The following is a 20,165-nucleotide window of genomic DNA, read 5'->3' on the forward strand; positions in this document are numbered from 1 at the left end:
GCGGGCTCGCCCGTGCCGGTGATCGCCCGCACCGGCGACGTCCTGCCGGGCTGGGTCGGCCCGCTCGACCTGCTGGTGGCGGTCTCGCTGTCCGGCGGAGCCGGTCCCGCGGTGCAGCTGGCCGCCGAGGCCGGGCGCCGCGGCGCCCGGGTGATCACCGTCGGCGCCGACGACTCCTCGCTGTCGCGGGTCAGCGCCCAGGTGCGCGGCACGCACGTGGCGACCCCGTCCGCCCGCGACGCGGTGACCGCCCCGACCACCCGGACCGCCCTGTGGTCGCTGCTCACCCCGGTGCTGCTGGCCGGTGACCGCCTGGGGCTGTGGGAGGCAGGCGACGAGGAGCTGGCCGGCCTCGCCGACGCCCTCGACGCCGAGGCGGCCGCCGCGCGGCCGTCGTCCGAGACCTTCGTCAACCCCGCCAAGGCCCTGGCCGTCGAGCTCGACGGCACGATCCCCGTCGTCCTCGGCGACGGGCCCATCTCGGCCGTGGCGGCGGCGCGCGCGGCGACCGTGCTCGCCCGCACCGCGCGCGTGCCCGCGCTGGCCGGCACCCTGCCCGACGACGCCGGCGACGTGGTGGCGACCTTCGGCGGACCCTTCGCGGCCCCGGCCGACGACCTGTTCGCCGACCCCTTCCTCGACGGCCCGGTGGCGCCGCGGCTGCGCCTGCTGCTGCTGCGCGAGGCCGGGGCGCGGGCCTCGGCCGCCGTGCTGGCCCTGGCCGAGCGCTCCGGCGTGCGGGTCTCGGAGGTCGTGGCCGAGGACGCCTCGCCCCTGCAGCGCCTGGGCCTGCTCATCGCCCGCACCGACTTCGCCGCCACCTACCTGGCGATCGGGTGCGGCGCCGACCCCGCGGTCAGCCCGCACGTGGCCGACCTGCGCGACGCCCTGGCCTGAGCCCGGAGGTCGGACGGTGGCGCACGACCACGACCACGGGACGGCGGCCGGGCAGCACACCGGGCGGCTGACCGCCGTCCTGGTGATCACCGTCGTCGTCGGGGTCGTGGAGGTCACCGGCGGCCTGGTCTCCGGCTCCCTGGCGCTGCTGGCCGACGCCGGCCACGTGGGCGCCGACGCCGCCGGCCTGGCGGTCTCGCTGGCCGCCGTCCGGCTGGCCCAGCGCCCGGCCACCGCGCGCCGCACCTGGGGGCTGGCGCGCGCGGAGGTGATCGCCGCAGCGGTCAACGCCACGGCCCTGGGCGCGGTGGCGCTGTGGGTGCTCGTCGAGGCGGCCGGGCGGCTGGCCGACCCGCCCGCGGTCGACGCCGGCCCGATGCTCGTGGTGGGCCTCGTGGGGCTGGCCGGCAACGCCGTCGGCGTCGCGCTGCTGGTCTCGGCGCGCTCGAGCGGGCTGACCCTGCGGGGCGCGTTCCTCGAGGTGCTCACCGACGCCCTGGCCAGCGTCGGGGTGGTCGTGGCGGCGCTCGTCCTGGCCGTCACGGGGTTCGCGCGCACCGACGCCGTGGTGGCGGTGCTCATCGCCCTCGTGGTGCTGCCGCGGGCCTGGCGCCTGCTGCGCGCCTCGGTGGAGGTGCTCATGGAGGCCGTTCCCGCCGGGGTGGACCTCGACGAGCTGCGCGAGCACCTGCTGGCGCTCGACCACGTCGAGGGGGTGCACGACCTGCACGCCTCGACGGTCACCTCGGGGCTCCCGGTGCTCACCGCCCACGTCGTCGTGGAGGAGCACTGCTTCGCCACCGGCCACGCCCCGGAGCTGCTGGACGCCGTCCAGGCGTGCATCGCCGAGCACTTCGACGTCCAGCACTCCACGGTGCAGCTGGAGCCGGCCGGGCACGCCCACCACGAGCGCGGCGCGCACCGCTGACGCGCTGCTGACGCACCGTGCGCCGCTGGTGGCGCGCCGTGCCGGCGAGCCGTCGGGGCCCGGGCGCCCTAGGCTCGCGCCGGCGCACCCGCGCTGGAGCGCGGGGCCGAGCAGGACGACCAGGAGGAGCACCGGTGTCGACGGGTGGCGGGAACAAGGCGATCATCGCGGCGCTGGGCGCCAACATCGGGATCGCCGTGACGAAGTTCGTCGCCTACCTGCTGACCTCGTCGTCCTCGATGCTCGCGGAGTCGATCCACTCCGCGGCCGACTCGGGCAACCAGGTGCTGCTGCTCGTCGGCGGCCGGCGGTCCAAGCGCGAGGCCACGGCCCTGCACCCCTTCGGCTACGGGCGCGAGCGCTACGTCTACGCCTTCATCGTCGCGATCGTCCTGTTCAGCCTCGGTGGCCTGTTCGCCCTCTACGAGGCGTGGCACAAGTGGCAGGACCCTCACGGCATCGAGGCGTGGCACTGGGTGCCGGTGGCCGTGCTGGTCGTCTCCATCGGCCTGGAGGCGTTCTCCTTCCGGACCGCGCTGCACGAGTCCCACGCCGCGCGCGGCGAGCGCTCGCTCGTGCAGTTCGTGCGCACCGCGAAGGCCCCGGAGCTGCCGGTCGTGCTCCTGGAGGACTTCGGCGCCCTGGTCGGTCTGATCCTCGCCCTGCTCGGCGTCTCGCTCACGCTGCTGACCGGCGACGGGCGCTGGGACGCCGCGGGCACCGCCTGCATCGGCATCCTGCTCGTGCTCATCGCGATCGTCCTGGCGATCGAGATGAAGTCGCTGCTCATCGGCGAGGGTGCGGACGCCGAGGCCGTGCGCGCGATCGAGGCCGCGATCCCCGGTGACGGCGTCGAGTCGATCATCCACATGCGCACGCTCCACCTGGGCCCCGAGGAGCTGCTGGTGGCCGCGAAGGTCGCGGTGCCCGGCAGCGAGACGGCCGCGGACGTGGCCCGGGCCATCGACGCCGCCGAGCAGCGCATCCGCGCCGCCGTGCCGATCGCGCGCGTGATCTACCTCGAGCCCGACCTCCGCCGCGCCGGCGCCCGCGTCGACGAGGCCATCGCCCCGCGCGGCTGACCCGCTGCCGCCGGCGGGCCCGGAGCGGGCGCCCAGGCCGGGATCAGGGGGCCGGGCGCACCGTGACGTCACCCACGCCCGACATCGCCATGATGCTGCGGGCCGACGCCGGCTGGTCCCGGACGCTGGAGCGGACCCTCCCGACGCCGGTCTCGGCGTCCAGGGCGTAGCCCGCCGGGTCGTCCGGCACCTCGACGAGGATCTCGCCCACCCCGCTGCTGGCGCTGACCCGCTCCGGTGCGGCCGTGGCGGTCACGGTGACGTCCCCGGTGCCGCTGCTGGCGACGACGCTCGCGCCCGACGTCCCGACGGCCCGCACGTCGCCCACCCCGGTGCTCAGGGTGAGGTCACCGGTGGCGTCCTCGACGGTCACGTCGCCGGCGCCGCTGCTGAGCACCGCCGAGCCGCCCACCGACAGGGCGGTGATCTCCCCGGCCCCGGTGTCCACCGCGACGCTGGCGTCCGCGGGCACCGCGAGGGTGAGGTCCGAGCTCGGGCTCCAGCCCCAGCTCCACCGCGAGCAGGTGACCTCCACCCGCAGCAGCCCGTCCTCCACCGACTGCACGTGCTCGGGACGGTCGAAGGACCAGCGGTCCTCCCACGAGAGCGCCGCGGTGCCCGGTGCGGCGTCGCCGGTCACCGCGACGTCCCCGCCGCACTGCGACAGGCGCACCTCCACGGCCCGCACCCCGCTCAGCTCGGCGCTGCCGGGCTCGGTGTGGCGCACCGCTGCGGAGGCCAGCGCGTGGGCGCCGCTGCCGACGAGCGCCGCCGCCACGACGGCGCCGGTGCTCACGAGCAGCCAGGCGCCGGCGGAGCGCCGCGGCGGGGGCGGGGGGAGCGGAGCCGGTCCGGGCAGTGCGGTCGGCGGCAGGGTGGGGGTGCTCATGATGCGGCCTCCAGGTGGCGCAGGACGGCCAGGACGCGGCGGTGGTCGGTCTCCGCCGGCGGCAGGCCGAGCTTGGTGAAGATGCTGTTGACGTGCTTCTCCACGGCGCCGTCGGTGACGACGAGCGCCGCGGCGATCGCGGAGTTGGAGCGGCCCTCGGCCATCAGCCCGAGCACCTCCCGCTCGCGCGGGGTGAGGCTCGCCACCGGCGAGCTGCGCCGGCTCCGGGCGAACAGCTGGGCCACCACCTCGGGGTCGAGGGCGGTGCCCCCGGCGGCGACCCGCCGGACGGCGTCCAGGAACTCGCCGACGTCGGCGACGCGGTCCTTGAGCAGGTAGCCCACCCCGCTGGTGCCGGTGCTCACCAGGTCGGTGGCGTAGCGCTCCTCGACGTACTGCGAGAGCACGAGGACCGCGATGTCCGGCCAGCTCTGGCGCAGCACCAGGGCCGCGCGCACGCCCTCGTCGGTGTGCGTCGGGGGCATCCGGACGTCGACGACGGCCACGTGCGGGCGCGCGTCGCCGGCGCCGTCGACGGCGCGGAGCAGGTCCTCCCCGGTGCCCACGGCGGCGACCACCTCGAACCTGGCGTCGGTGAGCAGCCGGATGAGGCCCTCGCGCAGGAGGACGGAGTCTTCAGCGATCACGACGCGCACGGGATCTCCACGGTGAGCAGGGTCGGCCCGCCGGCGGGGCTGGACAGGTGCAGGACGCCGTCCGCGGCGGCGACCCGGCGCTCGAGGCCCGCGAGGCCGCTGCCGGCGCGCAGGTCCGCGCCGCCGCGGCCGTCGTCGAAGACGGCCACGCGCAGGCGCACCGCCCCGGAGGACCCCTCGCGGCGCACGGTGACCGCGGCCCGCGAGGCGCGGGCGTGCTTGGCCACGTTCGTCAGCGCCTCGGCCACGACGAAGTACGCGGTGGCCTCGACGGTGGGGGAGCAGCGCGCGGCCTCGACCCCCGGGTCGACGTCGACGGTGACCGGCACGGGGCTGCGCGCCGCGAGCGCCGACAGGGCGGCGTCCAGGCCCCGGTCGGTGAGCACCGCGGGGTGGATGCCGCGCGCCAGGTCGCGCAGCTCGGCCAGCGCCAGCTTCGCCTCGCCGTGCGCGCGGGTCACGAGGTCGCGGGCGGCGGCCGGGTCCGCGTCCATCTTGGCCGAGGCCATGCCGAGGTCGACCGCGAGCGCCACGAGGCGCTGCTGGGCGCCGTCGTGCAGGTCGCGCTCGATCCGGCGGCGCTCGGCGTCGGCCGCGTCGGCGGCGTCCGCGCGGGTGCGGGTGAGGACCTCCACCCGCTGGCTCAGCGCGGCCGAGCGGCTGGCGCCCAGGAGCACCCGCGCCAGCGCCGTGTCGGCCCGGGCCAGGGCGCGGGCGACGACGAGGGCGAGGACGAGCAGCAGGAGCCCGGCCAGCACGCCGGTGACCACGCCGGCGGCGCCGGACCGGGCCAGCCAGCCGTCGGCCGGCGCCCTGCCGGCCCAGGCGGGGAGGGTGAGCCCGGCCAGCGCCCCGGACCACAGCACCAGGACGACGACGAGCTCCACCGTCCCCAGCAGCGGCAGCAGCGCGCACCAGGCCGCGGCGCGCCAGCTGGTGCCCGAGGTGAGCTCCTGGCGCAGCAGCGCCCACGCGCCCGAGGCCGGCGGGACCACCGGGGCGGGGATCCGCTCGCCGAGCACCGCGGCGAAGCGGGCGCGCTCGGCGGCGCCGAGCGCCCGGGCCAGCGCCAGGGTCAGGGCCAGCAGCGGGACGCCGACGAGCAGCAGGGTCACCAGGGCGAGGCTCAGCGGGACGAGCAGGTGCACCGCCAGGCCGGGCACCCAGCCCCAGGACGCGTTGAGGGCCACGTGCACCGTGGCCAGCAGGCCCTCGCGGACCGCGCGGCCGAGGCCGGCGCGCCGGGTGGCCGGCGTCGTGGCCGGTGCGGCAGGGGCCGGCACCGGGCCCGGCGCGGCGGCGGGTGCCGTGCCCGGAGGGGGCAGGAGGTCGTTCACGGCACCGACTCTGGCAGGGCCCGGGACCGGTCGACCATGAGGCGCGCAGGTCAGAGGGGGGTGGGGCCAGCCCCACCCCCGCCCGGTGGCGAGCGCCAGTGACGGCTCCCGCGCGGGTTCGGGAGCCTCGGACCGTCCCCGACGCCCTCTCGAGAACGAGGCCCGCCATGAGCGCACCCGTCCTGACCAGCACGCCTCCACCCGTGCCCGCAGCCCCCGCCCGGCCCCGGCCCGGTGCGGTGGTGTCCATCGCCCGCTGGAGCGCGAGCCACCGCTGGACGACGATCCTCCTGTGGCTGGGCGCCGTGGCGCTGGCCGTGGCCGTCGGCTCGGGCGTCGGCACCCAGCAGCTGAGCGGCGCGGAGAGCGGCACCGGGGAGTCCGGGCGCGCCGACGTCCGGATGGAGGGGGCCGGCTTCCCGGACCCGCTCGTGGAGCAGGTGCTCGTGCAGACCCGCGACGGCGGGCCCCTCGGCGCCGACGGCCCCGCGGCGGTGGCCGAGGTGGCCGGGGCGCTCGCCGGCGTCGACGGCGTGGCCTCGGTCGGGGACGCCGTCCCCTCCGCCGACGCCACGGCGCTGCTCGTGCCGGTCACCCTGGCCAGCGACGCCGACGGGCCCGCGCAGGAGGCGGCGCGCCGGGTGATGGGCGCGCTGGAGGACGTGCAGGCCGACCACCCGGGCCTGCGCGTGGCCTCGGCCGGGATCGCCTCGCTGGACGCCACGGTCGGCGAGCAGGTCGACGAGGACTTCCAGCGGGCGGAGCTGCTGACCCTGCCGGTGACCCTGGCGATCCTCGTCGTCGCCTTCGGCGCCCTGCTGGCCGCCGGGGTGCCGGTGCTGCTGGGGCTCACCGCCGTCGGCGCGGCGCTGGGCCTCACCGCCCTGGTCTCCCAGGTGCTTCCGGTGGACTCCAGCACCTCCAGCGTGGTCCTGCTGATCGGCATGGCCGTGGGCGTGGACTACGCCCTGTTCTACGTGCGGCGGGCCCGCGAGGAGCGGGCGCACGGCGCGACCCCGCGCGACGCCGTCGAGCTGGCGGCCGCGACCTCCGGGCGGGCGGTGGTCACCTCGGGCCTGGCCGTGGTCGTCTCGATGGCGGGCATGTACCTGGCCGGCAGCCCGGTCTTCACCTCCTTCGCCACCGGCACCATCCTCGTGGTGGCGGTCTCGGTGGTCGGCTCCCTGACCGTCCTCCCGGCCGTGCTGGCGCTGCTGGGCGGCGCGATCGACCGCCCGCGCCTGCCGCTGCTGCGCCGCGCCGGAGGCGGCCGCGAGGACAGCCGCACGTGGTCGGCCGTGGTCCGCGCGGTCCTCGCGCGCCCGCTCGCGTCGCTGCTGGCCGGCGTCGTGGTGGTGCTGGCCGTGGCCGCCCCCGCGCTGTCCATGCGCACCGCGCTGCCCGGTCTCGACAGCCTCCCGCGCGACAGCGCGGTGCTGCGCACGTACGACCGCATCGCGGCGGCCTACCCGCAGGAGGGCACCGCCGACACCGTCGTGGTGTGGCGGACCGACGGCGGGCGCCTCGACGACGAGGCCGTGCGGGCCGCCGTGGGCGACCTGCAGGGGGAGCTGGCGGCAGCGGGCCAGACGGCGTCGCCCACGGCCCCCGAGGTCGAGGTCAGCCCGGACGGGACCGTCGCCCGCTTCGGGGTCGCCCGCGAGGGCGCGGCGGACTCCGACGCCGCCCGCTCGGCGCTCGCGGACCTGCGCGAGGACCTGCTGCCGGCCACCGTGGGCGACCTGCCCGGGGTGAGCACGGCGGTCACCGGCCCCACCGCCTGGGACGTCGACTTCGGCGCCACGATGGCGCAGCGGCTGCCGGTCGTCGTCGGCTTCGTCCTGGCGCTCACCGTGGTCGTCCTCACGGTCGCGTTCCGCTCCCTGGCCGTGGCGCTGACCGCGGTGGTGCTCACCCTGCTCTCCGTCGGCGCCGCCTACGGGGCGATCGTGGCGGTCTTCCAGGGCTCCTGGGCCGAGGGGCTGCTGGGCTTCGAGTCCACCGGCGCCGTCGTCGCGTGGATCCCGCTGTTCCTCTTCGTGGTGCTCTTCGGGCTGTCGATGGACTACCACGTGTTCGTGGTCTCCCGGGTGCGCGAGGGCGTGCGCGCGGGCCTGCCGCTGCGCGAGGCCATCGCCCAGGGCGTCTCCCGCTCCGCGGGCGTGGTGACCAGCGCCGCCGTGGTGATGGTCGCGGTGTTCAGCATCTTCGCCACGCTGTCGCTGCTCGAGTTCAAGCAGCTCGGCGTCGGGCTGGCGGTGGCGGTGCTCGTCGACGCGACCGTCGTGCGCGGGGTGCTGCTGCCCGCGGCGATGGCGGTGCTCGGCGAGCGCACCTGGTGGCTGCCGCGCTGGCTGGGCTGGCTGCCCCAGCCCTCGCACTGACCAGCACCGACCGGGGGACGGCGACCGGGGGACCGCCCCGGTCGCCGTCCGCGCGCTAGGCCCGGTCGCCGTCCTGCGACAGGGCCTGGTCGCGCAGGTCGAGCACCTCGCCGACCACCGGGGCCGCCGGGCGGGGGCCGGAGAAGACCGCCGTCTCGGGCAGGACGAGCGCCGCCGGGTCGTCGAGCTCCTCGACGACGGTCGCGGGCAGGCCGCCCAGCTCCTTGTAGAGCCGGTTGTAGGCGCCCATGGCGTCCTCGAGGTCGAAGAAGTTCGCGACCCGGCCCCGGGCGTTGGCCGAGAACGCCTCGTACATCTGCGGGTCCTGCATGAGCAGCTGCAGGGCGTCGGCCATCGCCACGGCCTCCCCGGCGTCCACGAGGAGCCCGCAGGCCTCCCAGACGCGCCCGCCGGAGGTGGTGAGCGGGTCCGCGATGAGCTGCGCCATCCCGCCGACCTCGGTGCCCACGGTCGGGACGCCCGCGGCCATCGCCTCCAGGACGACGATCGGCTGGCCCTCGTTGTAGCTGGACAGCACGAGCACGTCGAACTCGCCGAGCAGCGCGCGCACGTCGACCGCCCCGCGGAAGGTCAGGTAGTCCTCGACCCCGAGGCTGCGCGCCTTCTCCCGGCAGAGCATGTAGTAGTCGGGGTGGTGGTTGGTGGGCCCGAGCACGTCCAGGTGGATGTTGGTGATGCCCCGCTGCACGAGCAGGTCGATGGTGGAGATGAGGTCGGACAGCCCCTTGATCGGCACGACCCGGGCGATGTAGACGAGGCGCCAGACGCGGTCGGGGGCGGAGGAGGTGATGTCCGCCAGCGCCTCCAGGCGCTGCTCGTGGACGCCGTCGAAGTCGCGGACGAGCATCCCGTTGGGGATGACCACGCTGCGCTCGACCGGGGCGCCGAGGTCGGCGGCCTCGGTGATGGCCAGCGGGTACAGGTAGGTGATGGCCTCGGCGCTGGGGTAGCAGAAGCGGCCCATCTCGATCCACCACGCCATCCAGGCGCGCTGCTCGGCCGTGACGTCGAAGTCCCGCCAGTCGTTGGCGCGCAGCACCTTGGCCATGTCGCGCTCCAGGAGCGTGTTGACCGTGTCGCGCACGTAGAGGTTGTGCTCGGTGAGCAGGAACGACGTGCCGTGCTGGCGCGCGGCCGCGGCCCCCAGCAGCGACGCGTACCCGGTGGTGTGCGCGTGGTAGACCCGCGCGGAGGGGAACTCGCCGCCCAGCACCGCGTAGCTCAGCGAGAAGAACTCCCGCAGCAGCCAGAACGTCTGCACCAGCGGCATCTCGAGCGTCGAGAGCCGGTCGCGGGTGGCCACCATGAACTCGCGCGAGCCCAGCAGCGCCCACAGCGGGAAGCGCCGCGTGCGCGGGTTCATCCCCTCGTCGTAGAGCTGCCACAGCGGCTCGGGGTCGCCGGCGAGGACCGACTCGAGGGCGCCGTAGAGGCGGTGCGCCAGGGCCGAGCGCGCGGCGGAGCGCATGCCGAGGTCCGAGGGCGTGAGGTCCATGAAGCCCTCGCGGTGCTCCTGCATGCTCAGGTACACCGGGTGCACCCAGCGCACGTTCTCCGGCATCCCGTAGAGGTCCTCGTGGGGCGACTCCTGGTCCCACGTCAGGTGGATGATCCCGAACGTCAGGTCCTGGTTGCCCTGGAGGATGTCGTGCACGACGGCCGACACCCCGCCCCGCAGGTACGGGTACGTGGACTCCATGACGATGGCGACGTCGACGTCCTCGAGGTCTGCGGGCGCGAGGGGCTGTGCCACGGGTGGTCTCCGATCGAGGGCGTCAGGGAAGGAGGGCTGAGGGGTGCGGGGAGGGCTCACCAGGCGGTCGCGTGGCGCCAGAAGAGCGTGTACTCCGAGGCGCGCCAGTGCCGCAGGCAGCTGCGCAGGGCCGCGGCGAAGACCACGAGGTCGCCGACCGCGAGCCAGGCGAACGCCGCGGTGGTGCTCGACGCCGCGGTGAAGACGACCAGGCACAGGAGCAGGTGGGCGGCGCTGAGGACCTGGGCCGTGGCGTGCAGCCCCGCGTAGTCGATCTTGTAGCAGAGGACGGTGGTCATCATCGCCAGCCACGACGCCAGGGACACGGCGGCGATGAGGGCCACGGAGGAGCGCGCGTCGTGCGCCCAGGCCCACGTGATCGCGAACCCGAGCAGCGCCCCGACGAAGGCGGTGCGGGCGATGGAGGCCTCGACGGTGCGGGCCACCCCGCGCGAGCGCTCGGCCAGGCGGGCGACGGGCTCGCCCTCCATCGCGGTGCGCATGGCGGCCACCGAGGAGTCGAAGCGCGGGGCCAGCCGCACGAAGTAGTAGTTGTAGGCGATCACGGCCGGGAGCAGCGCCACGAAGACGGTCGAGACGGCGAAGTCCCCGTCGGAGAACAGGTAGAGCAGGTACTTGTCCGCCCACAGCACCGCGCCGAGGAGCAGGCCGCGGGCGACGTCGGTGGCCACGGGGCGCAGCGGCATCGGGCTCCAGCGCCGCAGGCGCGGCAGCTGGCGGCGCAGCGCCGGGAGCTGGGAGAGCAGGCCCAGCAGCGGCGGCAGGAACCACACCTCGGGCAGGAGGAACAGCGCCGCGGCGTAGGTCGACCACGCCAGCGCCCACAGCAGGCGCCCGCGCGTCGCGTTCGCCACGACGAGCACCTGGGCGAAGACGAGGTGCAGCAGGGTGAGGACCAGGTACACCGCCAGCGCGGTGCCCGACCAGTCCATCGCGAGCTGCAGCGGCACGGCGAAGACGAGCACGACCGGGGCCGTCTGCACCATCGTCGCGGGCCACACCTCGCAGAAGCGCGCGCGGACGCCCTGCAGGTCGCCCTCGGCGACCGCCGGCCCGATCGCCCGGTACAGCGGCAGGCACACCGCCTGGCTGAGCCACGGCACGGTCAGGGACGAGGCCAGCAGCAGCGCGCTCAGGCTCTCGCCGCCCACCCGGACGGCGGTGATGCGCTCGCTGGCGAGCGGGAAGACGAGGGTCAGCAGCACCACGGGCGACAGGTGCAGGGCGAGCGCGAGGCCGGGGCCGACCGCGGCGCGCGCGACGGCGCGCAGGCCGGAACCGGTGCGGGCCGTCGGGGCCGCCTCGCCGGCCACCGGCGGCAGCCCGCCGCGGTCGGCCCCGCGGCTGCCGCTGGGGCGGCCGGCGAGCCCGGCGAGGAGGGCGAGCACGAGGCCCGCGCCGAGCACCCAGAGGGCGAGCGGCTGCGCGAACGGCAGGAGCACCGTGGCTCCCAGGGCCGCTGCCGTGCTCGATGGGAGCGCTCCCGCGTGCAGTCGACGGGCGGTGGTGGTGGTCACGCGGGGCTCCTCTGCGGCGGCTGGCACCCGCCAGCTGGCCGGAGGGCCGGGGGGTGGAGGTCGCGGGAGCGCACGGCGAGGACCACGAGCGGGGCACCACCGAGCGCCCCGTCGCGATCCACTTCGGACTGTAGCCACACGACCTGAGGAGACGCGCGGCAGGAGAGCGCTGCGGCCCATGCGGCTACGCAGCGTTACCAGGCGGCTACGGCGGCGCGCCCGCCGGTAGGCTCCGACGACGATGGGACGACGACACGGCGCCTGGGTGCGCTACGGCGAGCCGCTGACCGACGAGCAGCTGGACTTCGCCGCCGAGCACTACCGGGTGGCGGTCCTGCAGCCGTGGGAGACCGAGGCAGCGCGCCGTCTCAAGGACGCCAGCCCGGAGATGACGCTGCTGGTCTACAAGTGCCTGTCGTCCACGCGCGACTACGAGCACGGCGACCGGTTCACCTCCGGGGTCTGCCACGAGGAGGCCGAGGAGGCCGGCGAGCACTGGTTCGCCCACCGCCTCGACGGCTCGCGCATCCAGTGGGAGGGCTACCCGGGCCACTGGCAGATGGCCGTGTGGGAGCCGGAGTACCGCCAGCGCTGGTGCGACAACGTCGCCGACGAGCTGGAGGACGGCCCGTGGGACGGCGTGATGGCCGACAACGACGTCTTCGACGACTACTACGGCCTGCGGCCGCCGCTCGAGGGCGAGCGCACCATGGCCGACCTGCGGGACGAGCTGGACTCCTTCGTGCCCGAGGTGGGCCGCCGCCTGGCGGAGACCGGCAGGATCCTCGTGCCGAACATCGCCGAGTCCCGCCGCAACCCGGGCCGGTGGGAGCGCCACGCGGCCTTCGGCGGCGGGTTCGAGGAGGTGTTCCTGGCGTACGGCCCGGACGAGCACCTCGACGCCGCGACCGCCCTGGCCCAGGCCCCCCAGGTGCCCGGGCCCGGGCTGACGATCCTGCGCACCGCCTCGGACGGCAGCGACGAGCACCCCAACTTCACCTACGGGCTCGCCGCCTTCTGGATCTTCGGCGGGGGCAGCGGCGGCGCCTACACCGCCACGGCGCACGACGGCTACTCCGGCACCCCCTGGATCCCGGAGCTCGGCTGGGACCTCGGGGAGCCGCTCGGCGAGGCCGAGGAGCGCGGCAACGGTCGCGCCCGGGCCTTCACCGACGGCTGGGCGGGCGTCAACCTCAACGGCGGGCGCCGCCGCACGGTGCCCTTCGCCGTGCCGGAGGGCCTCGTCGACGCCGAGGGCCGCCCGGCCCCGGCGAGCGTGGTGCTCGCGCCGCACGAGGGCGTCGTCTACCGCCGCCCGGAGGCGTGAGGCGCCGGTGAGCACGGGCGAGGCGACCCGCCGGCGCCCCCGCACCCGGCGCTCCGGCCGCCGCCGCGTGGTGGTGCTCGCGCTCGTCCTGCTGACCCTCGTCGTCGGGGTGGCCACCGCGCTGGCCCTGGTCCGCGACGCGCCGGTGGTGCCCACCGCCGAGCAGGAGTACGCGGCCACCGACGAGCCGCTCGCGAACCCCGACCGGGGCTTCTACCACTACACAGAGGCCCGCTACCGCGACGACGGCACGGGCTACGTCCCGCTCGACCGCGACCAGCTGGTGCGCTGGCGCACCGAGGAGGGCGTCACGCTGGTCTACCGCGTCCAGTACCTCGAGGGCTTCGTCGACCAGGACGACATCGACCCGGCGTACCTCGACCTGCTCGCCGCCGACCTGGACACCGCCCGCGAGGCCGGCGTCAAGCTCGTCCTGCGCTTCGCCTACACCGACACCTCCAGCGCGGACGCCCCGCCGGAGCGGGTCCTGCGCCACATCGAGCAGCTGGCGCCGGTGCTCGACGACGACGCCGACGTCATCGCCGTCCTGCAGGCGGGCTTCGTCGGCCGCTGGGGCGAGTGGTACTACAGCGACAGCTTCGCCAGCGACCCCGCCAACCCCGGTGACCTCGACGCCGACGACCTCGCGGCGCGGGAGGACGTGCTCGACGCGCTCCTCGACGAGGTCGACCCGTCCATCCCGGTCCAGGTGCGCTACCCCGGCATCAAGCAGGCCGTCTTCGCCGGCGAGGCGGACTCCGCGCGCGCCCGCCGGGTCGGCGTCCACAACGACTGCTTCCTCGCCGACGAGGAGGACAGCGGCACCTTCGCCCGCGCGTCCGACCGCCGGTGGCTGGAGGCCCAGACGCGGACGGTGCTCATGGGCGGGGAGACGTGCGCGGTGAACCCGCCGCGCTCGCAGTGGCCCACCGCCGCGGAGGAGCTCGCCCGCTACCACTGGAGCTTCCTCAACGCCGACTTCCACCCCGAGGTGCTGGCCTCGTGGGGCGAGGACGGGCTCGCCGAGGCCCGGCGCCGGCTCGGCTACCGGCTCTCCCTGGTCAGCGCCGAGCTGCCCACCGCCTCCCTCCCCGGCCAGGAGGTCCCGATCCGGCTGCGGGTCCGCAACGACGGCTACGCCGCGCTGCGCGCGGACCGGCCGGTGGTCCTCGCCCTGGTCGGCGAGGGAGGCACCCAGACGGTGCCGCTGGACGTGGACCTCTCGGAGGTGGCCCCCGGGGAGACCGTGACCCTCACGGCCACCGCGAAGGCCCCGACGGCGCTCGGCTCCTACGCCCTGGAGCTGGGGCTGCCCGACCCGGCGGCGGCGCTGGCCGACCGGCCGGAGTACGCGGTGCGCCTGGCCAACGCCGACACCTGGGACGCCGCGACCGCCCGCAACGACCTGCACCAGTCCCTGCGGGTGAGGGACCCCGAGGAGGAGGCGGGCGCCACCCCCTGAGCGCGGAGGGCGCCGCGGCCCGGCGGTGCGCGCGGCTACTCTGGGAATGCAGGCGCCGGTGATGCCGCTGGGCCCAGAGGGGCCGCGCTGCACGTCCCCGCTCGCCCCCAGTCAGCCCAGAGAGGCCCACGCACCCATGGACTACAAGGTCCGAGACCTGTCCCTGGCCGAGTCCGGCCGGCACCAGATCCGCCTCGCGGAGCACGAGATGCCCGGCCTGATGGCCCTGCGCGCCGAGTACGCGCAGTCGCAGCCGCTGGCCGGCGCCCGCATCGCCGGGTCGATCCACATGACGGTGCAGACCGCCGTCCTCATCGAGACCCTGGTCGCCCTCGGCGCCGAGGTCCGCTGGTCGTCCTGCAACATCTTCTCCACCCAGGACGAGGCCGCCGCGGCCGTCGTCGTGGGCCCCGAGTCCAGCGGCGGCACGCCCGAGCAGCCCGCCGGCTCGCCCGTCTTCGCCTGGAAGGGCGAGACGCTCGAGGAGTACTGGCAGTGCCTCGAGGAGGTCTTCGCCTTCGAGGGCGAGGGGCCGAACATGATCCTCGACGACGGCGGCGACGCCACCCTCCTCGTGCACCAGGGCGTGCAGTTCGAGGCCGCGGGCGCCGTGCCGTCCGCCGCCGAGGACGACTCCGAGGAGTACCGCGTCATCCTCGAGACGCTGCGCCGCAGCCTGGCCGCCGACCCCCAGCGCTTCACGCGCCTGGCCGCCGGCATCCGCGGCGTCACCGAGGAGACCACCACCGGCGTCCACCGCCTCTACGAGATGCACCGGGCCGGCACGCTGCTCTTCCCGGCGATCAACGTCAACGACGCGGTGACCAAGTCGAAGTTCGACAACACCTACGGCGTGCGCCACTCCCTCGTCGACGGGATCAACCGGGCCACCGACGTCCTCATCGGCGGCAAGGTGGCCGTGGTCGCCGGCTACGGCGACGTCGGCAAGGGCAGCGCGGAGTCGCTGCGCGGCCAGGGCGCCCGCGTGATCGTCACCGAGATCGACCCGATCAACGCCCTCCAGGCCGCCATGGACGGCTACCAGGTCGCGCGGGTCGAGGACGTCGTGGCCACGGCGGACCTGTTCATCACCACCACCGGCAACAAGGACATCATCACCGCCGAGCACATGGCGGCGATGAAGGACAAGGCGATCGTCGGCAACGTCGGCCACTTCGACAACGAGATCGACATGGCCGGCCTGGCCCGCACCCCCGGGATCACCAAGACCGAGATCAAGCCCCAGGTGCACGAGTGGACCTTCCCCGACGGCCACTCGATCATCGTGCTGTCCGAGGGACGGCTGCTGAACCTCGGCAACGCCACGGGCCACCCGTCCTTCGTCATGAGCAACTCCTTCTCCGACCAGGTCCTGGCGCAGATCGAGCTGTTCACCAAGCCGGACGAGTACCCCACCGCGGTGCACGTGCTGCCCAAGGCCCTCGACGAGAAGGTCGCCCGCCTGCACCTCGAGGCCCTCGGCGTCCGGCTCACCGAGCTCACGAAGGCGCAGGCCGAGTACCTCGGCGTCGACGTGGCCGGGCCGTACAAGCCGGACCACTACCGCTACTGACGGCCGGCCGCCGCTGAGCGGCCGCCCTCACAGCCCCTGCAGGCGCCGGGACTCCCTCGCGAGGGAGTCCCGGCGCTCGCGCGCTGCGGTGAGCCGCACCAGCTCGCGCTCGCGCCGCTCGACGAGCACCGCGGCCAGCAGCCGCTCCGGCGGGGTGCCGGGCGGCGGGGGCGGGGCGACCAGCGCGAGCACGCGGGACTGCACCTCGCCGAGCAGCCGCGCCCGCGAGTCCGGGTGGAGGCGGTCGGCGCGGCCCAGCACCTGCCGGGCGGTGACGGCGAGGTCGTCCGGCAGCCGGCCGATGTCGGCCGAGCGCGCCCAGCCCGCCAGCTCCGGCGGCGCCTCCAGCGGCGCGGCCCGCGAGGACGGCGTCCGCTCGCGCACCACGTAGGTGCCGGCGAGCAGGTCGCCCACCCGCTCGCCCCGCGGGGAGACCAGCGAGCAGATCACCGCGGCGCTGCCCACGGTGAGCCACAGCTCCACGACGCCGAGCAGCGCCCGCACCAGCGCCTGGCGGGCCCGCACCGGGCCGCCGTCGTCGCGCACCACGCGCAGGCCCGCGGCGGCCTTGCCGGGCGAGCGGCCGCGCGAGAGCGCCTCCCACGCCGTGGGGAGGCCCACGAGCAGGCCGACGGCGAAGAGCAGCCACACCGCGCCGAGGGCCGCGTCGTCCAGCCCGGTGGTGGCGAGGTCGACCAGCAGCGCGCCGCCGGTGCCGAGGGCGAGCAGGACGACGGCGTCGAGGGCGAGCGCCAGGGCGCGGGTGAGGAAGGACGCCGGCCGCAGCTCCAGCTGCACCGCCTCGCCGGTGACGACGCTCTCGGGCAGCCGGAGCAGGTCGTCGGCCGCGCCACCACCGGGGGGCACGCGTCCAGGCACGCGTCCAGGCTAGTGTCCGCCGGTGGACGTCGAGGCCTTCGCCGCGGTGCACGAGGGCGAGTGGGCCGAGCTGGAGGCCCTGCTGCGCCGCCGCCGCCTCGACGGCGCGCAGGCCGACCGGCTCGTGCTGCTCTACCAGCGCACCGCCACCCACCTCTCGCAGGTGCGCTCGGCCGCGCCCGACCCCGCCCTGCTCGGCCGGCTGAGCTCGCTCGTGGCCCGCGCCCGCTCGCGGCTGGCGGGGGCGAGGGAGCCCGTGTGGCGCGACCTCGCGCGGTTCGCGGTGGTCTCCTTCCCCGCCGCCCTGTGGCGCATCCGCTGGTGGACCGCCGCGGTGGCGGCCGTCTTCTGCGCCGTCGCCACCGCGACGGGCGCGTGGGTGGCGACCAGCCCGGACGTCCTCGCGGCGATGGGCACCCCCGAGGACCTGCGGGCGTACGTGGAGGAGGACTTCGCCGGCTACTACTCCGAGAACCCCGCGGGCTCCTTCGCCGCCCGGGTGTGGACGAACAACGCCTGGATCGCCGCGCAGTGCGTCGCGCTGGGGATCACCGGGGTGTGGCCGGCGTGGGTGGTGCTCCAGAACGCCTTCGGCGTGGGGTCGGCCGCGGGGCTCATGGTCTCCGCGGGCCGGGGCGACGTCTTCTTCGGCCTGATCCTCCCGCACGGGCTGCTGGAGCTGACCGCCGTCTTCGTCGCGGCGGCCGCGGGGCTGAAGCTCTTCTGGTCGTGGGTCGACCCGGGGCCGCGCCCGCGCGCGCGGGCCGTCGCCGAGGAGGGCCGGGCGCTGATCACCGTGGCGATGGGGCTCGTCGTCGTCCTCGCCGTCTCCGGCGCGGTCGAGGGGTTCGTCACCCCCAGCGGCCTGCCGACCTGGGCCCGGATCGCCATCGGGGCGCTCGTCCTCGCCGCGTTCCTCGCCTACGGCGGGGTGCTCGGTCGCCGGGCGGTCGCCGCGGGCGAGACCGGCGACCTGCGCGCCGAGCAGGCCGGCGACGTCCAGCCGGTCGCCGGCTGAGCGGAGGCCCGGCGCGGCGTCAGAGGCGGCCGGCGGCCTTGAGGGCGAGGTAGGCGTCGGCCAGGCGGGGCGGCAGGTGCTCGGGGTCGGCGTCGACCACCTCGGCGCCGGCCCGGGTCATCAGCGCGGTCAGCGCCGCCCGCTCCAGGCGCACCCGCTCGGCGGCGGCCGCGGTGTGGACGGCGTCCGCCGAGCCCCGCCCGGCGGCCATCGCCGCCAGCTCCGGGTCCGCCACGGACCCCACGAGGACCGCGTGGGAGGCCACGAGGGCGTCGAGCACCGGCAGCAGGCTCTCCTCGACCGCCGCCCCCTCCAGCGGGGTGAGCAGCACGAGGAGCCCGCGGTGCGGCATCCGCCGGCGCACCTGGGCCACCACGGCCGGCCAGTCCGCCTCGACGAGCTCCGGCTCCAGCGGCGCCATCGCCTGCACGAGCGCGGGCATGAGGTGCGGGGGGCGCACACCGGCGACCGAGGCGCGCACCCGGCGGTCGGCGGCGAGCAGGTCGACCCGGTCGCCGGCGGCCGAGGCGAGCGCGGCCAGCAGCAGCGCGGCGTCCATCGCGGCGTCGAGGCGCGGCTCGTCGCCCACCCGCGCCGCGGAGGTGCGCGAGGTGTCGAGGACGACGAGCACCCGGCGGTCGCGCTCGGGCCGCCAGGTGCGCACGACGACCTCCGAGCGCCGCGCGGTGGCCCGCCAGTCGATCGAGCGGACGTCGTCGCCGGGCACGTAGTCGCGCAGGGAGTCGAACTCGGTGCCCTGCCCGCGCAGCTGCACGCTCGCCGAGCCGTCCAGGGCCCGCAGCCGCTCCAGGCGGCCGGGCAGGTGGCGCCGGGAGCGGAAGGCCGGCAGCACGCGCACCGCACCGGGGGCCGGCAGGGTCGCCTGGCGCGCGGCCAGCCCCAGCGGGCCGAGGGAGCGCACGGTCACCGACGCCACGACCCGGTCACCGCGCCGGGTCGGGCGCAGCACGGTGGTCAGACGGCGGCGCTCGCCGGGCGGCAGGTCGAGGCGGTGGCGGTCGCCCTGCGCCCCGGCCGAGGGCGGCCAGGCGTCGCGCAGCACCCCGCGCAGGCGCCGCCGGCCCGTGCTGGTGACGGTGAGCACCGCCTCGGCGTCCTCGCCTAGGCGCACCGGGCCGGGCGGCACCCGCTCCACGACGAGGGCGCGCGGGGAGCCCGCCAGCGCCGCGTCGAGCGCCACCAGCGCCACGACGGCCAGCGCCCACGCCACGACGGCGGCCCGCCCCGGCGCCAGCGCCGCCGCCACCACGCCGAGCAGCACGAGCAGCACCGCCCGACCGGTGATCGCCATCCCGAGCCCTCCGATCCGCCGGGGTCGCCGCGTCAGCGCGGGACCGGCACGGAGGCCAGCACGCCGTCGAGGACGGCGTCCACGCTCGTGCCCTCCAGCTCGGCCTCGGCCCGCAGCTGCACCCGGTGGCGCAGCACCGGGCGGGTGAACGCCTTCACGTCGTCCGGGACGACGAAGTCGCGCCCGGCCAGCCAGGCCCAGGCGCGGCTCGCCGCGAGCAGGGCCGTCGCCGCGCGGGGGGAGGCGCCCAGGCGCAGGGACGGCGCCGAGCGGGTGGCCCGGCAGACGTCGACGACGTAGCCGACCACCTCGGGGGAGACGGTCACCGTGCGCACCGCCGCGGTGGCCGCGGCCAGCTCGGCCGGCCCGGCGACCGCCCGGACGCCGGCCGCGGCCAGGTCGCGGGGGTCGAAGCCGGCCGCGTGGCGGGTGAGCACCTCGACCTCGTCGTCCCGCTCGGGCAGCGGCACCACGAGCTTGAGGAGGAACCGGTCCAGCTGCGCCTCGGGCAGCGGGTAGGTGCCCTCGTGCTCCACCGGGTTCTGGGTGGCGGCGACGAGGAACGGCGAGGGCAGCGGCCGCGGGTCGCCGTCCACGGTCACCTGGCGCTCCTCCATCGCCTCCAGCAGCGAGGCCTGCGTCTTCGGCGGGGTGCGGTTGATCTCGTCCGCGAGGAGGAGGTTCGTGAACACCGGTCCCTCGCGGAACGAGAACTGCGCGCTGCGGGCGTCGTAGACCAGGGACCCGGTGACGTCGCCGGGCATGAGGTCGGGCGTGAACTGCACCCGGTGCGCCTGGAGCGACAGCGACGCCGACAGCGCCCGCACCAGCAGGGTCTTGGCCACGCCGGGCACCCCCTCGAGCAGCACGTGGCCGCCGCACAGCAGCGCGACGACGAGGCCGGTGACGACGCCGTCCTGGCCGACGACGGCCTTGCCGACCTCCGCGCGGACGGCGGTCAGCGCGGCCCGCGCGCTCTCGGCGTCGGGGAGGGTGTTGAGCGTGCTCACGAGGTGCTCCTGGGGGAGGGGCGGGCGAGGGGCGGGTCGAGGGCGTCGAGGTCGGCGGCGAGCGCCACGAGGGCGCGGTCGTCGGCCGGCGCCGGCCCC

Annotated in this window: 16 protein-coding genes; 8 read left to right on the top strand and 8 right to left on the bottom strand. The window is 76.3% G+C overall.

Translation table 11 applies throughout. The features are described from left to right. From AC5FZL_RS07965 to AC5FZL_RS07975, 3 genes are all read left to right on the top strand, one after another. Positions 1-897 (top strand): SIS domain-containing protein (locus tag AC5FZL_RS07965; protein WP_493618035.1); only part of this gene is annotated, 897 nt, incomplete at its 5' end. Between the two features lie 16 nt (positions 898-913). Continuing rightward, entirely contained in the window at positions 914-1,825 is a 912-nt protein-coding gene (locus tag AC5FZL_RS07970; protein WP_493618036.1) for a cation diffusion facilitator family transporter, read from the top strand. Positions 1,826-1,959: 134 nt separating this feature from the next. After that, positions 1,960-2,907: a cation diffusion facilitator family transporter gene (locus AC5FZL_RS07975; RefSeq protein ID WP_493618037.1), complete on the top strand. Its 948-nt coding sequence runs from the start codon at positions 1,960-1,962 to the stop codon at positions 2,905-2,907. Positions 2,908-2,950: 43 nt separating this feature from the next. On the opposite strand, the gene AC5FZL_RS07980 is transcribed toward AC5FZL_RS07975, so the two are convergent. Genes AC5FZL_RS07980 through AC5FZL_RS07990 form a run of 3 tightly spaced genes read right to left on the bottom strand, consistent with a single transcriptional unit; the run spans position 2,951 to position 5,789 of the window. Further along, entirely contained in the window at positions 2,951-3,796 is an 846-nt protein-coding gene (locus tag AC5FZL_RS07980) for a DUF4097 family beta strand repeat-containing protein (RefSeq protein WP_493618038.1), read from the bottom strand. Further along, a complete protein-coding gene (locus AC5FZL_RS07985; RefSeq protein ID WP_493618039.1) occupies positions 3,793-4,452 on the bottom strand; it encodes a LuxR C-terminal-related transcriptional regulator in 660 nt (219 codons plus the stop codon). Before AC5FZL_RS07985 ends, AC5FZL_RS07980 begins: the two co-directional genes overlap by 4 nt. Continuing rightward, entirely contained in the window at positions 4,440-5,789 is a 1,350-nt protein-coding gene (locus AC5FZL_RS07990; protein WP_493618040.1) for a sensor histidine kinase, read from the bottom strand. Before AC5FZL_RS07990 ends, AC5FZL_RS07985 begins: the two co-directional genes overlap by 13 nt. A gap of 167 nt (positions 5,790-5,956) precedes the next feature. Here AC5FZL_RS07990 and AC5FZL_RS07995 point away from each other — a divergent pair, with 167 nt between their 5' ends. Next, a complete protein-coding gene (locus AC5FZL_RS07995) occupies positions 5,957-8,173 on the top strand; it encodes an MMPL family transporter (protein WP_493618041.1) in 2,217 nt (738 codons plus the stop codon). A 55-nt stretch (positions 8,174-8,228) separates the two neighbouring features. Here AC5FZL_RS07995 and pelF read toward each other — a convergent pair whose 3' ends face one another. Together pelF and AC5FZL_RS08005 are read right to left on the bottom strand one after the other, a co-directional pair. Next, positions 8,229-9,947, bottom strand: coding sequence for a GT4 family glycosyltransferase PelF (gene pelF, locus AC5FZL_RS08000; RefSeq protein WP_493618042.1), 1,719 nt, complete (start codon positions 9,945-9,947; stop codon positions 8,229-8,231). A 56-nt stretch (positions 9,948-10,003) separates the two neighbouring features. Continuing rightward, positions 10,004-11,485, bottom strand: a complete 1,482-nt coding sequence (locus AC5FZL_RS08005; RefSeq protein ID WP_493618043.1) for a hypothetical protein — start codon at positions 11,483-11,485, stop codon at positions 10,004-10,006. 241 nt (positions 11,486-11,726) lie between these two features. On the opposite strand from AC5FZL_RS08005, the gene AC5FZL_RS08010 reads away from it, so the two are divergent. The 3 genes from AC5FZL_RS08010 (at position 11,727) to ahcY (ending at position 15,847) form a co-directional block, all read left to right on the top strand. Then, positions 11,727-12,812 carry a putative glycoside hydrolase gene (locus tag AC5FZL_RS08010; RefSeq protein WP_493618044.1) on the top strand — a complete coding sequence of 362 codons (1,086 nt, stop codon included), beginning with the start codon at positions 11,727-11,729 and terminating at the stop codon, positions 12,810-12,812. Positions 12,813-12,819: 7 nt separating this feature from the next. After that, positions 12,820-14,274: a DUF4832 domain-containing protein gene (locus AC5FZL_RS08015; RefSeq protein WP_493618045.1), complete on the top strand. Its 1,455-nt coding sequence runs from the start codon at positions 12,820-12,822 to the stop codon at positions 14,272-14,274. 136 nt (positions 14,275-14,410) lie between these two features. Next, positions 14,411-15,847 carry an adenosylhomocysteinase gene (gene ahcY, locus AC5FZL_RS08020; RefSeq protein ID WP_493618046.1) on the top strand — a complete coding sequence of 479 codons (1,437 nt, stop codon included), beginning with the start codon at positions 14,411-14,413 and terminating at the stop codon, positions 15,845-15,847. A gap of 27 nt (positions 15,848-15,874) precedes the next feature. Here the strand turns inward: ahcY and AC5FZL_RS08025 are convergent, their stop codons facing one another. Continuing rightward, a complete protein-coding gene (locus AC5FZL_RS08025; RefSeq protein ID WP_493618047.1) occupies positions 15,875-16,726 on the bottom strand; it encodes an RDD family protein in 852 nt (283 codons plus the stop codon). Positions 16,727-16,748: 22 nt separating this feature from the next. Here AC5FZL_RS08025 and AC5FZL_RS08030 point away from each other — a divergent pair, with 22 nt between their 5' ends. Next, positions 16,749-17,744, top strand: coding sequence for a stage II sporulation protein M (locus AC5FZL_RS08030; protein ID WP_493618048.1), 996 nt, complete (start codon positions 16,749-16,751; stop codon positions 17,742-17,744). 19 nt (positions 17,745-17,763) lie between these two features. Here the strand turns inward: AC5FZL_RS08030 and AC5FZL_RS08035 are convergent, their stop codons facing one another. Together AC5FZL_RS08035 and AC5FZL_RS08040 are read right to left on the bottom strand one after the other, a co-directional pair. Then, entirely contained in the window at positions 17,764-19,056 is a 1,293-nt protein-coding gene (locus AC5FZL_RS08035) for a DUF58 domain-containing protein (RefSeq protein ID WP_493618049.1), read from the bottom strand. Positions 19,057-19,088: 32 nt separating this feature from the next. Next, complete coding sequence (locus tag AC5FZL_RS08040; RefSeq protein ID WP_493618050.1) at positions 19,089-20,066, bottom strand: AAA family ATPase; 978 nt, start codon at positions 20,064-20,066, stop codon at positions 19,089-19,091. Positions 20,067-20,165: the final 99 nt, after the last annotated feature.

The organism is Quadrisphaera sp. DVD1 (assembly GCF_058932755.1).

What these genes read in the sequence shown, in the direction of transcription:
- ahcY (WP_493618046.1), top strand. Translation starts at nt 14,411, where the DNA reads ATGGACTACAAGGTCCGAGACCTGTCCCTGGCCGAGTCCGGCCGGCAC.
- AC5FZL_RS07980 (WP_493618038.1), bottom strand. Translation starts at nt 3,796, where the DNA reads ATGAGCACCCCCACCCTGCCGCCGACCGCACTGCCCGGACCGGCTCCG.
- AC5FZL_RS07995 (WP_493618041.1), top strand. Translation starts at nt 5,957, where the DNA reads ATGAGCGCACCCGTCCTGACCAGCACGCCTCCACCCGTGCCCGCAGCC.
- AC5FZL_RS08010 (WP_493618044.1), top strand. Translation starts at nt 11,727, where the DNA reads ATGGGACGACGACACGGCGCCTGGGTGCGCTACGGCGAGCCGCTGACC.
- AC5FZL_RS08035 (WP_493618049.1), bottom strand. Translation starts at nt 19,056, where the DNA reads ATGGCGATCACCGGTCGGGCGGTGCTGCTCGTGCTGCTCGGCGTGGTG.